Origin of the sequence: Sulfuricurvum sp. RIFCSPLOWO2_12_FULL_43_24 (assembly GCF_001829605.1) — a bacterium.
GTDB lineage: Bacteria > Campylobacterota > Campylobacteria > Campylobacterales > Sulfurimonadaceae > Sulfuricurvum.
Genome location: NZ_MIBT01000101.1, coordinates 1 through 14,679, shown reverse-complemented (window position 1 = coordinate 14,679; position 14,679 = coordinate 1). Strand labels below are relative to the sequence as shown.

The window sequence follows — 14,679 nt, the reverse complement described above, 5'->3', positions numbered from 1 at the left end:
TGTGGTTGGTAAAAACTTTGTTGAATTGTTTATCCCTGAACGGATACGTAGAGAGTTGTTTGAAGTGGCAGCGGCCGTGATAGATCATGATGCATATGAATGTTATGAAAATCCTATCGTTACGAAAAGAGGAGAAGAACGGCTCATCGCGTGGCGAAATCATGCGCTATTGGATGAATTCGGAACGGTTATAGGGATTTTAAGTTCGGGAGAAGACATTACCGATAGTCGTAAAAATCAGCAGTTGATTAGAGAGAGTGAAGAATTTTATCGAACGTTGTTTGCCTCAATTAATGAGGCGGTTTGTATTTTAGCGGATGATAGGATCATCGATTGCAATGATGAGGCGGTACGTCTGTTTGAAATGACGAAACAACAGCTGATCGGGATGAATATTTTTGATACCGCTACGCATATAGAGTGCCGGGAAAATGACTTTGCTTTTTACCTTGATGCGGCTTATCACGGTAATGCTACGACTATGGAGTGTGCATTGACATTGAGCAATCATAACAATGAGAATAAAATTATCGAGTTTACCCTTTCCGGTTTTGGCCGAAATAACAGCAACAAGTTAGTATTGATTGCTCGTGATATTACCGATCAGATTGAGCAGGAAAAATTATTTAAAATGCAAACACGTCAGGCTCAGATGGGGGAGATGATTTCGATGATTGCCCACCAATGGCGTCAGCCGTTGGCGATTATCAATGCCATAACCTCTCAAATGCGTTTGCAGGAGTTGATGAAAGAAGAGAATGATCCTCTGTTAATCGAGAATTTGATCAAAATTGAGGAACAAAGTGTCCATCTTTCTCGAACGATAACGGATTACAGAGATTTTTTCCGTCCCGACAAGCCCAAAGAGCTCTTTTATATTTCGGCTCTCATCGATCACGCATTAAGCTTGATCGACCATACGCTTAAAAATTATGGGATAACGATCAAAAAAGTATCGCTTAAAGATCCTAAACTGATCAGTTATCGAAATGAAGTGTTGCAGGTTTTCATCGCTTTATTAAAAAATGCACTCGATGCATTCCAAGAGAACGATGTACTCCTAGGCTCTATCACTATCGTTATCGATCAGGATGAGGATTTTGTGATTGTTTCAATCCATGATAATGCCGGAGGAATTGCTCCGGATGTCATGAATAAATTGTTCATCCCCTATTTTACGACCAAACATAAATCCGGTACCGGATTGGGGCTTTATATGAGTAAAGTGATCATTGAAGATCATTGTGCAGGGATACTCGAAGTTATGAGCGAGCACAATGAAACGACATTTACGATAAAACTCCCATACGAAAATCCTACAAATCAGGATCGAAAAAATGTTTAAAAAACTTGGTTGGTTGGAAATCACTGTTCCGATTGTTTTAATCGTGATTTTATTAGTGGCTCGAATGAGTGAGGGGTATCTTTTTTTCCATGCACTCGTTGAATTATATGCGGTAATCATAGGGATACTTATCGCGATTATCGCTTATTACATGTACAAATTTACCCGAAACGATTTCTTACTTTTTATAGGAATCGGATTTTTCTGGACAGCGATATTGGATTTATTTCATATGCTCAGCTACTACGGAATGAATATTTATTCGGATGTTATGACCCAGAATCCATCAACAACCTTATGGATTTTTGCCCGATTATTTCAGATTACGACCTTGTTGATTGCCCCTTTTATCCGTTTTGATTCGATCTTGCCTCGTACGGTATTTATCTGGTTTGCCATTGCGGCTGTTGGAGTTTATGTCGGAACCTTTATGGGGATTTTTCCGACAATGTATGTGGCGGATGTCGGGTTGAGTACGACAAAAATTGCTCTGGAATATAGCATCATGTTCGCATCAGTGATCGCTATGGTGATCTACCATACTAAACGAGAGAATTATCATCCGCTCATGTATCGTATGATTCGTTGGTCACTGATACTGGGGATCGCTGCAGAGGGATGTTTTACCCTTTATATCGATGTATACGGTTTTATGAATTTAGTAGGTCATATCCTGAAGTTTTTTGTCTATTGGATGATTTTTAGAGGGATTGTTGTAACGGCGCTTAAAGAACCGTTTTCGGTGATGGCAAAAGCATCGAGCACGTATGATGCGATTCCGGTTCCTGTGGTCGTCGTCGATACAGATGGGATAATCCGACAGATCAATCGTGCAACACTGCAATGCGCTACACCGCTTGTGCATGATTTCGTGGGTCAGGATAATCATACTTTACTCCATCCCCCGGGCATCGATCCATCTGAATGTGAAGTATGTCAGACGATTGCAAAAGGGGAATATCGTACATTGGAAGTAGCATTCGGTGATCAATACAAACAATATACGATCAGTCCGATTAAAACAAAAGATACGGTTAGCGGAACCCTTCAAATCTGTACCGATATGACGGAGATTCGGCGAATACAGTTGCAGATCAAAGAGAGTGAAAAATTCTATCGGACGATTTTTGCATCGGTTCACGAGGCAATTCTTATTTTAGAGAAACATAATGTCGTGGACTGCAATGAATTGGCATTATCGTTATTTGATATGAGTAAAGACGCTATGATCGGAAAAAATATTTTTGATTTGGCATATGAGATAGAGTGTCGGAAAGAGAGCTTCCAGCGTCACCTTGATATGGCGTATCAGGGAGAATATGTAACCGATGAGTGTTCGCTTCGACTTTACAGTGTCCCGGATGAAATCAAGATCATCGAATTTACCCTTTCAGGCTTTAGCGATCAGGATGAAAATAAACTAATCATGATCGCGAGAGACCTTACCGAACACATCGAAGAGGAAAGAATTTTCCGAATGAATACTCGTCAGGCTCAGATGGGGGAGATGATCTCGATGATTGCCCACCAATGGCGGCAGCCGTTAGCGATTATCAACGCCATAACCTCTCAAATGCGGCTACAGGAGTTAATGAAAGATGATAATGATCCTAATTTGATCATAAATCTGAAAAAAATCGAGGAACAAAGCACCCATCTCTCCCAAACCATTTCGGAGTATCGGGATTTTTTCCGTCCCGATAAACCCAAAGAGCATTTTAATATCTCGATACTCATCGATAATGCCTTAAGCCTTGTGGATCACACCCTGAAAAATCATGGGATTTCGGTGGAAATAAACTCGTTGCATGATCCGATACTCTTTACGTATCGTAATGAAGTGTTGCAGGTTTTGATTGCACTGCTGAAAAATTCATTGGATTCGTTTGTTGAGAAACGGATAGAAGAGGGGGAAGTCTGGATTACTCTGGATGGAGATGAAAAATACGGCATTATCACGATTCGTGACAACGCCGGAGGGATCGCACCTGAGATTATCCATAAACTCTTTATCCCCTATTTTACGACGAAGACAAAAAATAACGGTACCGGATTAGGGCTGTATATGAGCCGAATGATTATTCAAGACCACTGTCACGGTATGATCAGTGTCTATAGCCAAGAAAATGAAACGACATTTACGATTAAATTACCTTATGAAAAGGAAGTTCAATGACTTTTAAAGAGATGGTGCATACGCTCGCATCATTATCCTCAGGGATGAAAATCCTCTACGTCGAAGATGAGAGATTGATACGTGAAAATACGAAGTTGTTGTTAGAGACGATTTTCTCCAATGTTAAAACGGCTTCTAACGGCATAGAAGGGCTTCACCTTTATCAAAGTGAAGTATTTGAGATTGTCATAACCGATATTTTAATGCCTGAAATGAACGGTGTCGCTATGGTAAAACAGATCAAAGAGTTGAATCCGCAGCAGCCTATTATTATCACTTCGGCGTGTGAAGAGAGCAGTTATTTGTTGGAGCTGATTAACCTCGGAGTGGCTCAGTTTCTCCTCAAACCGATTCAGACGGAAAATATGATCAAAATTGTATACGAAGTGGTCAAGAATATTTACAATCAGCGTAAAGTGAATGAATTGACGGTTCAGCTCAAACAAGATTTGATTCATCAAACGACTTTATTGGAACAATACAAAGAGATTGTCGATATCTCGACGATTGTCATGAAAACCGATATTCAGGGAAATATTATATACACCAATGACGCTTTTTGTAAAACCAGCGGCTATAGTTCTGATGAGATCCTTTCCAAAGGACATCGGATACTTCGTCATCAGGATATGGTGCCGGAATTTTATGAAAATCTTTGGAAGCGTATTTTAAATAAACAAACATGGACCGGGACCATAAAAAATCTCAAAAAAAATGGGCAAAGCTATATCACCGACACGACGATCAAGCCGATTTTGGATGAGTTCGGCAACATCATTGAATTTATCAGTATCAGTCACGATGTTACCGAACTTTTTGATCTGAATGATGAGATATGGCAAACACAGAATGAAATGCTTTCCTTGTTAGGGGAGGTGGGGGAGACCCGTTCCCAAGAGACCGGAAATCATGTCCGTCGTGTCGCTAAATACGCCAAATTGTTGGGAGAATTATACGGATTGGAAGAGGAGCAGATACGGTTGATCTACAGTGCTTCCCCGATGCACGATATCGGTAAAATCGGAATTTCGGATGCTATTTTGCTTAAACCGGGTAAATTGGATACGGATGAATATGACGTGATGAAAACACACAGCAATATCGGATACGATATTCTTAAAAACTCCAATCGTCCATTGTTGCAGGCTGCCGCTATCATAGCCCACGAACATCACGAAAAATGGGACGGCTCGGGCTATCCGAATGCGCTTGAGGGAGAACATATTCATATTTATGGACGAATCATCGCATTGGCAGATGTATTTGATGCTTTGAGCTGTGATCGAGTCTATAAAAAAGCATGGCCGATGGATAAGATTATCGAGTTTATTATCAGTGAGCGGGGTCGTCATTTCGATCCGCAACTGGTGGATATGTTTATGGCTAATATCGATCAGTTTACCGAAATAGCAAATCAATTTAAAGATTAATGGGGAAGCAATGGCTAATTTTACCGAATTTAAAAATCTATCTGTTTTGTATGCCGAAGACGATAATACCCTGCGTGAGATAACCGAAAAAACCTTGCAGCTTATTGTAGGGAAAGTCCATTCGGTAGCTGATGGCATCGAGGCATTGAACATTTATAAAACCAATCCGATCGATATCGTTATTCTCGATATCTATATTGGAAGTATCAGTGGCATTGAAGTTGCCAAAAAAATACGTGAAGAGAATGACAAAGTTCCTATCGTTATCGTCTCGGGATCGATTGCAACGGAAGATCTGTTGGCTGCATGCAAACTCAATCTGATCGATTATATCCATAAGCCGATCGAGTTTAATGCGCTGATTAAAGTACTTTATTCGGCAGTGGATCGTCTCAAATCGCACGGATTATTAATCGCAAAGATCAATGAGAGCGTATCCTACGATTATTTTGCCAAAGTATTTATCCGCTCAGGGGGTGAAAAAACGGCTTTGACAAAAAATGAGATTCATACGATAGAATTGCTTCTCTCTCATCGCGGGCAAATTATCCAATATGCAACGTTTTCGCAAGTTCTTGATGAAGAGATGTCGGACGGCGCATTGAAAAATCTCATCCTTAGACTTCGCAAAAAAATGGGAGATGACACTAATCTTCGTAATTTGGCGAAAATCGGCTATTCGCTAACCTAGCGCTTTAGCCAATATTCTCCCCATTTATAGCTTTCAATCAATACAAACACAACAACCGTGGCCGCACCGATAAAACCGAGCATTTCCAGTGTCGGAGGGATGGCATGAAACCATTGCGGAACGACGTAGAGAGCGATTGCTTGGAGTGATATCCCAATTCCAAGCCCTATCCAAATTGCCGGATTGATCGTTAAACTGCGTCCAATATTACGAAGAAACGGTTCTTCCTCTTTTTGGGCAAGTAGACCATTGACCCATTGGGACGTTACAATAATACAAAAAGAGACACTCAGTGCGGTTTCATATCCATATTCATGGCTAATTAGATAATAAAAAACAGCCAGTGTCACCGCTCCGTTAACCAAAGAAACCCATCCGATTCGCGCCATTTGCCAGCGGTCAAAAAATTGGGTTTCAAGGCGTCGAGGTCTGTTCTTCATTACATTTCCTTCCTCGCGGCACATCGGAAATGTTTTGTCGGTTACTCCGTCCGTTACGATATTGATCCATAAAATTTGGGTAGGGTGGATAGGGAGGGGAAGCCCCATGATGATCGCTCCGCTGATGAGCAGTATTTCATCAAAACAGGTGGCAACGAGGTAAAAAATAACTTTTCTCAGATTGGCCGCTATGATTCTCCCTTGCCGAATTGCATCAACAATGACCCCCAAACTGTTGTCGATAATGATCATTTTTGCCGTCGATTTTGCCGCTTCGCTCCCATTGCCCATGGCAATTCCCAAATCGGCTGCTTTGAGTGCAGGGACATCATTGACGCCATCTCCCGTTACCACGACGATGTCTCCCTCTTCTTGCAGGAGTTTGACGATACGGTATTTATGCTCAGGGAGTGCTCTTGCAATAACGGTACATCCCCTCAGTGCAGATTTGAGCTCCTTATCCTCCATTTTTTCGATCTCTTGCCCGCTTAAAAGATGATCGCCTATTTGCCATATTCCGACTTCTTTGGCAATTGCCTGAGCCGTTAAAGGGTTGTCTCCCGTTACCATTATTACACGAATTCCAGCTTCTTTAGCCTGCAAAATGGCTCCAACTGCATCCTTTTTGGCGGTATCAGCAAACCCGATCAAGCCGACAATGTTGATTTTCCAATCTTTTGGGTCATCCCAACTCTCATCGCTGATCCCAAACGCAAGTACACGCAACCCCTCGGATGCCATCGCGTCATGAATAGTATCAAAGATTTTTAATTCTTTCAGCGGATTAAGTGCTATTGCCTTCAGTTCTTCATAGGCCCCTTTTATGTTCAAACGTTCTTGGGAACCATGTTGATTGACGGTTGCCATGAAACGAAGTTGTGAATCAAAAGGATGATAAAAAACTCTTGGATAATGGTCTCGAATGACTTCATACTCGCTTCCTATCCAACGAACCAATGCCGTATCGATAGGATCACCCCGATCCAATGAAGCATCGTTACACAAAGCAGCGCATAATCTAAGCGCCTCTTCGTTTGTAATATGCGTCTGACTAACCGATAGAAACCCTTCGGTAATCGTTCCTGTTTTATCGGTAGCAATCACAGACGCGCTTCCTAATGATTCGACAGAGGGGAGATGGCGTACGAGAACCTTATAGCGGCTAAGTCGATAGGCACCCAATGCTAAAATGAGCGTCACAACGATCGGAAGCCCTTCCGGTACCGCTGAAACAAGCTCCGCAATCAAAATAGATGACATTTCTGCCATGCTTCGCCCTTGCATCATACCTGCGATACCAACCAGTGTCAGAATTCCGAGTAAAAGTACAATCAATCGTTTGGAAAAAATTGCCAATGAACGTGTCAGCGGTGAATCAGGTGACAATTCTCTCGCACTTTTTGCGATAGAGGCTAAATAGGTTTGTTCTCCGGTTGCAGTGACAATTCCTGTTGCGGTGCCTTTGAGGATATGCGTTCCGGAAAAAAGCATATTGTTTCGTTCATACGGAAGCGTCTCTGGAGACAATAGAGGCTCTGCTTGTTTAGAAGAGGGGATGGATTCCCCTGTAAGAATCGCTTCATCTGCTTGTACCGCGTGTGCTTCAATCAGGCGTATATCCGCTGGAATCAGATCGCCTTCGCCAAGGATGACAATATCGCCCGGTATCACTTCATTTGATGGGACAAGAACTTCTATCTCCATACGAATAACACGGACATGTGTTTCTGTGAGTTTTTTAAGTGCCTGTATCGATGTCTCTGCCCGGTATTCCTGAAAAAATCCGAGTAAACTGTTGACAACGAGAATCCCGACAATGATCATACTGTCATTACGATTTCCCATTATATAGGAGAGCAATGCTGCCGCAATCAAAATAGCCACAATAGGGCTTTTGAACTGACTGAGAAAAATACTTATAAGGGTTCGTTGTTCTTCTGTGAGGGTGTTAAATCCGTAATGATCTAAACGGCTTTGTGCGGCCGCAGCGTCAATGCCCGAGGGTGAGCTCTCCAACAGAGCGTAAAGCTCTTCCGGAGATTTTGAATGGGGTGCATCGGGCAGAAGCATCATTATCTCTTCCCTTCTAATGGCATTTGATTGATTATATCAAAATAGAGGGAGAAGCTCTCTTATAAAAATAATTGATTGAATAGGGGAGGGAATAAGTATTAATATAGGTTGGTTGCGGAAGCAGGATTTGAACCTACGACCTTCGGGTTATGAGCCCGACGAGCTACCGGACTGCTCTATTCCGCGACATAATAATTAGAAAGTTTAGAAGGTGGATATTTTGTAAGTCTAGATTGGTTGCGGAAGCAGGATTTGAACCTACGACCTTCGGGTTATGAGCCCGACGAGCTACCGGACTGCTCTATTCCGCGATGCTAAAAGTTGACAGTAGTGGATGGGGAGGAGGGATTCGAACCCCCGAATGACTGGACCAAAACCAGTTGCCTTACCGCTTGGCGACACCCCAATGTTCTCGTTAAGAGGCCGAAATTATAGACACTTTTACCCGATTTGTCAAGTGTTTCGATTTTAAGGCGTTTAAAAAAGAGTATTTTTTTTATTGTGATAGTTTTTTAATCCTTTTATCTTATAATTGCTAACTATATTAATGTAAAAAAGAGTTTGAATGTCAGCAATGCAACGGGTATTAGATGCTATCGAAGAATTTAAAAAAGGTCGAATGGTCATTATGGTCGATGATGAGGACCGTGAGAATGAAGGTGATCTGGTTTATGCTTCGGTTTTTTCGACTCCCGATCATGTCAATTTTATGGCAACACACGCAAAAGGGCTTATCTGCGTAGCCATTAACCCTGCAATCGCTAAACGGCTAACTCTTGAGCCAATGGTAAGATCCAATACCTCGATGCATGAAACCGCTTTTACGATCTCTGTGGACGCTACAGCAGCTACAACCGGTATTTCGACGGCAGAGCGTGACATGACCATTAAAATCCTCGCTAACCCTATTTCTCATCCCTCTGAGCTGGTAGCACCGGGACATATTTTTCCACTTATCGCGAAAGAGGGGGGAACACTGGTTCGGATCGGGCATACGGAAGGGTCAGTTGATTTATGCCGTCTCTCAGGCTTGGCCGAATCAGCGGTTATCTGTGAAATCATGAAAGAAGACGGTACGATGGCTCGTCGTGACGATTTGGATCTGTTTGCTCTTAAACACGATCTCAAAACGGTTTATATCTCAGACATCGTCGAATTCCGTTTGGCGAATGAAACACTTGTGAAAGCGGTATCCGAAGAGGAGATCGAATTTTTCGGTGTCCATGTCAAAAAATATGAATTTGCCGATCATCAGGATAACCGTCATACGGCAGTCGTGTTCTATAAAGCGGGAGAGACGGCGAATGTCAAAGTACACAATGTCGTCCCTGACATCGATTTACTTTTGAATCAAAGCAAATATACCCATTTGATCGATTCAATCAATTATCTCAAACATAACAGCGGTGTTTTGCTCTTTATCAACAAACCGCCGCATCAGCAAATCAATATGAAAGAGTACGGAATCGGCGCTCAGATTTTAAAATCGTTGGGTGTTAGACATATGCGTCTTATCGCCGAATCAAAAGTTTCGGATTTTGCAGGTTTAGGCGGGTTTGGGCTTGATGTAGTGGAAACCATTAATCCAACCGAAGGGGATTAATCCCTCTCAGGTTTGAATTTACCAACCTACGGATGCTTTGGAGGTTGTTTTTCGAATCTCTTTTTCATCTGCCCATAAAACTTCTCCGCTTTGCGGATCGACTAACTCCATCGAAATATTGTAATAGACATCTTTGACGTTATCATTGGCTTTTTTGATCGCTCTGACGTTTCCGGTAACGATGTAATCGGCATTATCGAGATTTTTGTTGGACTCTTTTCCTGAATGTCCCAGTGCAAACTCACGCTCATCGTGGACATCCTCCAGATTGGCTTTATCGGCTAAAAAGCGTACTTTTCCTGATTTGAGAAGTTTGATACGGATTTTATCGGTGATCGCTTTGGTATCGATGTGCTCATAGGTGAGATTGTTGATCGTACGCAATCTGACTTTAGGGGTTTGATGGGTATTGGAAATAAAGCGGCTCTCAAGCAATGACTGGGTCATCGATTCTGCCGTTGTTTGCAAGTCGGTTGAACCGAAATCAGCATTGATCGTCTCCACCGCTTTGGCATCGCCGTATTTGACATTGGAGTCATAGCCTACCATTCCGGCACCGCCTGGGGTGGCACATCCGTTGAATAAAAGGGCTATTGCACTGATGCTGAGTACAAGTGAAGTTTTCGTTAATGTGGTCATTTTCAATCCTTAGATTATTTTTTTTCGGGTACGGATACAACGATTTTATAGTTGGAAACATTCGGGATACCTGAGGTTTCGACAATTTGAACTTTTTGATTTTTATGGATAGTGATCGGTTTCCACGCAGTCGCTTCGATCAAAACGCCATTTTTATCAAACCATTCGACCTGATACACGAACCCTTCTACTTCGTCAAAATCATCGTTTTCAAGGTTGGCGATCACTTTGAGTATGGACCCTTCTTGAATACTTCGATGCTCTACTATATCAATACGCTTTTCACCGATTATACTAACATTTTTGGATGAACATCCGCTCAATAGTATTAATATTAATGAAACGCTAAACACGGAGAGAAGAGGGGTTTTAATAGGTAACATGATGAATCCTTATATTGTCTGGAGTTAAATAGTCGACCAGTATAACGGCACCTTTTTTATCGGTTGGGAGAATAATAGTCTCTTTGGTTTGGTTTAGCATGATATCGAGTGTTTCTCCTTTTTTAGTTTCAAATTTAGTAATATAGCCGGAGTTGGGAAGTAATTCCCAGTTGCGATAATCTTGATCGACATAGCTGCTCCCTAAATCCATACTCAACGAAGCGATAAGCCCTCCCAAAGGGCCGAATTTATCGGTTATTTGTTTGGCGGTTACGGCTCGGGTTGTAGCTCTCACTACCCCTTTGGCAAGATCGGATGGAAGTTCATCTTTGAGCGTTTTATACGCCATGACATTTGATTTTAAAAGTCTGGGAGGGTGTAGACGCATCGTAGATGTGGAGATGGACAGGGAAGAGAGATCGTTGATCGGAAGGGTATACGAGGGCAAATCAAGGCTAGTGTATTCAGCTGCATGAAAAATAGGGAAGCGGACGCGCTCTATCTTCATGGCGGGTGCTTCTCCTGAGAGAACAATGAGTGTAATCTCCATGCCAGATGACTTGATGAGAGGAAGCGTTGATGATTTGACAAAGACCTTGGATACATCAGGATTGAGTGCCAATGCCCGTTTAAGACTGATCGCAGAGGCATCCCCCGCAGCGGCAGATAAACCGGAAATATCGAGAATGATACTGCTAAGGGTATAGGAAAAAGGGTCTTGGTAGTTGTTGGCCATAGAACGAACATCGGGATCTTCGAGCAGTGAGCCCATCGAATAGCCAGATGGGATAGAGGTGACATCGTTACCTTGCCGCTCAGCCCGACGCTTTTCATCGGCGGCATCTTTGATTTTTTCTTCGCTCTCAATCAGCCAGAACTCTTGACGTTGTTCCATCCGGCGCATCTCGACTGCGGCCCCTTCGAAATTACCGAGCATCGTGTAATTCAGTGCATTAAGCGTATGCATGAGGGAGCGTTCGTACCCTTTTGCATGGTAGTGTTCTGACCCTTTTGAGAGAAAGGAGGAACCCAGAAACGATCCGATATTTCGGACACTGATCGTGGCTCGATTTTCGTATTCATCTAAGATCGCATAGGCTTTTTCGTAGGATTGTATGGAGGCCTTAAAATCGCCGTTGGATTGTTGGAGACGAGCGAGATTAAGCCAGTACCACATTTCTTCATCATTTGAAGTGTCGTTGCTTAGGGTTGCGATGGTCATGGGAAAACTATAGGCAGAAAGGCCGGTGCGTAATTGATTGGAGGTTAATGAAGCGGCAAAAGCAGAGAAGGATAATAAAAAAATTAACGGTAAAAATTTTTTAGTTATCGGCATGCGTTTAATTTTTCATCGCCTTGATAAAGGATTCATAGATATTTTCAAGTTGGAGATCTTGTTCAAGGATTTCAGTATTGTCTTGAACCATGTAGTGCTCAAGTACGGCGACACGACGAAGTAAGTATTCGAACATCTCTTTGTTGATATCCGGGAGCTTGTTATGGCTGAACGGATCTTTATCACGCCCTTTTTGGATCACGTGTGCCGGAATACCGATAGCGGTAGAGTTATCCGGTACTTCACGTACTACGACAGAGTTGGCTCCGATTTTAGAGTTGGTACCGATCGTGATGTTACCGAGCACTTTAGCGCCTGCGCCGATAACAACACCGCTTTTGATCGTCGGGTGGCGTTTTCCGGGAGTCAGGCTTACCCCTCCCAGCGTTACCCCCTGATAGATAAGAACATCATCTTCGATGATCGTCGTTTGGCCGATAACGACGCCGAACCCGTGGTCGATAAAGACACGTCGCCCGATCGTAGCACCCGGATGGATGTCAATATTTGTGAAGAGTTGATTAATCCCCATAATAATACGGGCGAGGGAGCGAAAACCTGCTCGATAGAGACGGTTGGAAATACGATACCAAAAAATGGCCCATACGCCCGGATAGTTAAAAAAAAGTTCGATACGAGAACTGATAGCGGGATCATTTTTGTAAACGTTCGAAAAATCTTCGGCAATTTCAGAAAAAAGTCCCAAATTCAATCCTTATCGTGTGGTTCGCAGGTACCCGTTTTGGTAGAGGTACATTTCGAGTTTTTGAAGTGTATCACTTTTTTCTTCTTCTGTCCTAAAATCACTAACAGCGAGTTTATTTTTAAGGTTAGTCAGAAGTTTTGAAGCGTCATAGCCGATATCTTCGAGGATATTAAGAATATTATCGGATTCGGTAAAGTTTTCGATTTCATACCCTGTATCACTGATGAGGATGGTACATTCACTCGGATGGGTGAAGAGGTTATGATTCATCCCTAATGTTTCTTGATAGGCTCCAACATTGAAAAATGCGAGAAAATACTCCTCTTCATCCAAATCGATGTCATGGAGATAGAGCGGAGTTTCCGGTTTAAAACGGATCTCACCGTCACTGTCACAGGTGATGTCCCATAAACTCGCAGCTCGAATGGCGGGTATATCGAGACGATCCAACGGCATGATCGGGAACTGCTGCTGTAATCCCCAGTAATCGGGGATACTTTGGAAGATAGAGCTGTTGATCAAATAGCGCTCTTGAAGTTTGACCTGAAGCCGTTCAATTTCCGGCATCGGATTATCCTGAGAGAGGTAGAGCGATTTTTTGATGATCTGGTGGACCAAAATCTCGGCATTGGAACGGTCTTGGAGATCAATGTGACCTAGATTAAAGAGCGTTAGAAGCGATTCCATATGATCGAGTGCATCATGCATATATTCAATACAGGTGCGCGGAGAGAGGAGGGAATTAAGCTCGCGCAGCTCTTCGATCAATGGCGGGTTGTGCTCTTTGAGTTTGAGTGATTTGGCTTGATAATCGTGGCTGAAAAGCTCTAATACCGGGGCAATCAATACGGAGTGCGATGCAACGATAAAACGGCCCGATTCGGTGAAGATGTCAGGATGGGCTACCCCTTTGGCATTCATAATCTCACGGAGCAAGAAAACGACACTGTTGGAGAACTCTTCGAGGGTATAGTTGCGCAAACGACCCGATGTGTGCTGGGAATACTCAACCGCAAGTCCACCACCGATGTTGATGGCTCCAAGGCGGGTAGCACCCATTTTTTTGAGTTCGGCATAAATATTGCCTGCTTCACGCAAAACACGTTTTAGGGTTGAAATATCTTCCATTTGACTACCGACATGGAAGTGAATCATGGTGAAATGCTCCACTAGATTGTTCTCTTGGAGCATGTTCATCGCTTCGATCAGTTCGGTCGAAGTGAGTCCGAATTTAGAACCTAAGCCGCTGCTTTTTGCCCAGATACCGCTCCCCTCCGATTGGAGACGGATACGGATTCCGATGTTCGGGATTTTCAGATTACACGACTGTGCAACGTCGATAATCCATTCGAGTTCACCCAACCCCTCGATGGTGATGGTGATGTTATGACCCATTTGAGCTGCCATAAATCCAAGTCGTACCATCTCTTCATCTTTAAACCCATTGACGGTGATGGGTGAGCCAAGAGCCGTTTTAGCCATGGCAATAGCGAGTTCGGCTTTAGACCCTGCTTCAAGACCGTACCCATAGCGTTCGCCATGCTCAACGATGGCATCGACCGCTTCGGGGAATTGATTTACTTTTAGCGGAAATACGGCACGGAATTTACCGGTGTAATCGTTTTCGAAAATAGCGCGATGAAAATTGGAATACAAAAGATCGATCTGTTTTCCGATCAAATGGGGAAAACGTAAAATTAACGGTCCGCGCAGATTGGTTTTACGAATTTTTTGGCTAATTTCGATGAGGGATGGGGAGCTTTTATAGTTAACCTTAACCATCCCCTGATCGATCATAAAGTTGTTTTCACCCCAAATATCAATACCATAGTTTTGCATGTTTGTCCTTTGGTTGGC

At 42.9% G+C, this 14,679-nt stretch carries 11 protein-coding genes and 3 tRNA genes; 5 read left to right on the top strand and 9 right to left on the bottom strand.

What is annotated here, in order from left to right; translation table 11 throughout:
* The 4 genes from A3G19_RS09620 to A3G19_RS09605 all read left to right on the top strand — a co-directional run.
* Window positions 1-1,345 (top strand): ATP-binding protein (locus A3G19_RS09620; protein WP_294872354.1); only part of this gene is annotated, 1,345 nt, incomplete at its 5' end.
* Complete coding sequence (locus A3G19_RS09615; RefSeq protein ID WP_294872351.1) at window positions 1,338-3,521, top strand: MASE3 domain-containing protein; 2,184 nt, start codon at window positions 1,338-1,340, stop codon at window positions 3,519-3,521. The genes A3G19_RS09620 and A3G19_RS09615, both read left to right, overlap by 8 nt.
* Complete coding sequence (locus A3G19_RS09610) at window positions 3,518-4,951, top strand: HD domain-containing phosphohydrolase (RefSeq protein ID WP_294872348.1); 1,434 nt, start codon at window positions 3,518-3,520, stop codon at window positions 4,949-4,951. The genes A3G19_RS09615 and A3G19_RS09610 overlap by 4 nt, the downstream gene beginning before the upstream one ends.
* A 10-nt stretch (window positions 4,952-4,961) precedes the next feature.
* The gene (locus tag A3G19_RS09605; RefSeq protein ID WP_294872346.1) at window positions 4,962-5,642 is read left to right on the top strand and encodes a response regulator; all 681 of its coding nucleotides are present in this window, start codon (window positions 4,962-4,964) and stop codon (window positions 5,640-5,642) included.
* Here the strand turns inward: A3G19_RS09605 and A3G19_RS09600 are convergent.
* From A3G19_RS09600 to A3G19_RS09585, 4 genes are all read right to left on the bottom strand, one after another.
* Entirely contained in the window at window positions 5,639-8,155 is a 2,517-nt protein-coding gene (locus A3G19_RS09600; protein ID WP_294872343.1) for a cation-transporting P-type ATPase, read from the bottom strand. The genes A3G19_RS09605 and A3G19_RS09600 overlap by 4 nt on opposite strands.
* A 109-nt stretch (window positions 8,156-8,264) precedes the next feature.
* Window positions 8,265-8,341, bottom strand: a tRNA-Met gene (locus A3G19_RS09595).
* 48 nt (window positions 8,342-8,389) lie between these two features.
* Window positions 8,390-8,466 (bottom strand) — tRNA-Met (locus A3G19_RS09590).
* Between the two features lie 20 nt (window positions 8,467-8,486).
* Window positions 8,487-8,561: transfer RNA gene (locus tag A3G19_RS09585), tRNA-Gln, on the bottom strand.
* 159 nt (window positions 8,562-8,720) lie between these two features.
* Here A3G19_RS09585 and A3G19_RS09580 point away from each other — a divergent pair.
* Entirely contained in the window at window positions 8,721-9,758 is a 1,038-nt protein-coding gene (locus A3G19_RS09580) for a bifunctional 3,4-dihydroxy-2-butanone 4-phosphate synthase/GTP cyclohydrolase II (protein WP_015653720.1), read from the top strand.
* An 18-nt stretch (window positions 9,759-9,776) separates the two neighbouring features.
* Here the strand turns inward: A3G19_RS09580 and A3G19_RS09575 are convergent, their stop codons facing one another.
* The 5 genes from A3G19_RS09575 to speA form a co-directional block, all read right to left on the bottom strand.
* Window positions 9,777-10,397 (bottom strand): penicillin-binding protein activator LpoB, encoded by a 621-nt coding sequence (locus A3G19_RS09575; RefSeq protein ID WP_015653719.1) that lies wholly within the window; start codon window positions 10,395-10,397, stop codon window positions 9,777-9,779.
* A 14-nt stretch (window positions 10,398-10,411) separates the two neighbouring features.
* Entirely contained in the window at window positions 10,412-10,780 is a 369-nt protein-coding gene (locus A3G19_RS09570) for a YcfL family protein (protein ID WP_015653718.1), read from the bottom strand.
* Window positions 10,767-12,002 carry a hypothetical protein gene (locus A3G19_RS09565; RefSeq protein WP_291750828.1) on the bottom strand — a complete coding sequence of 412 codons (1,236 nt, stop codon included), beginning with the start codon at window positions 12,000-12,002 and terminating at the stop codon, window positions 10,767-10,769. Before A3G19_RS09565 ends, A3G19_RS09570 begins: the two co-directional genes overlap by 14 nt.
* A gap of 118 nt (window positions 12,003-12,120) precedes the next feature.
* Entirely contained in the window at window positions 12,121-12,822 is a 702-nt protein-coding gene (gene cysE / locus A3G19_RS09560) for a serine O-acetyltransferase (protein WP_294872340.1), read from the bottom strand.
* Between the two features lie 9 nt (window positions 12,823-12,831).
* A complete protein-coding gene (speA, locus tag A3G19_RS09555; protein WP_015653715.1) occupies window positions 12,832-14,661 on the bottom strand; it encodes a biosynthetic arginine decarboxylase in 1,830 nt (609 codons plus the stop codon).
* Window positions 14,662-14,679: the final 18 nt, after the last annotated feature.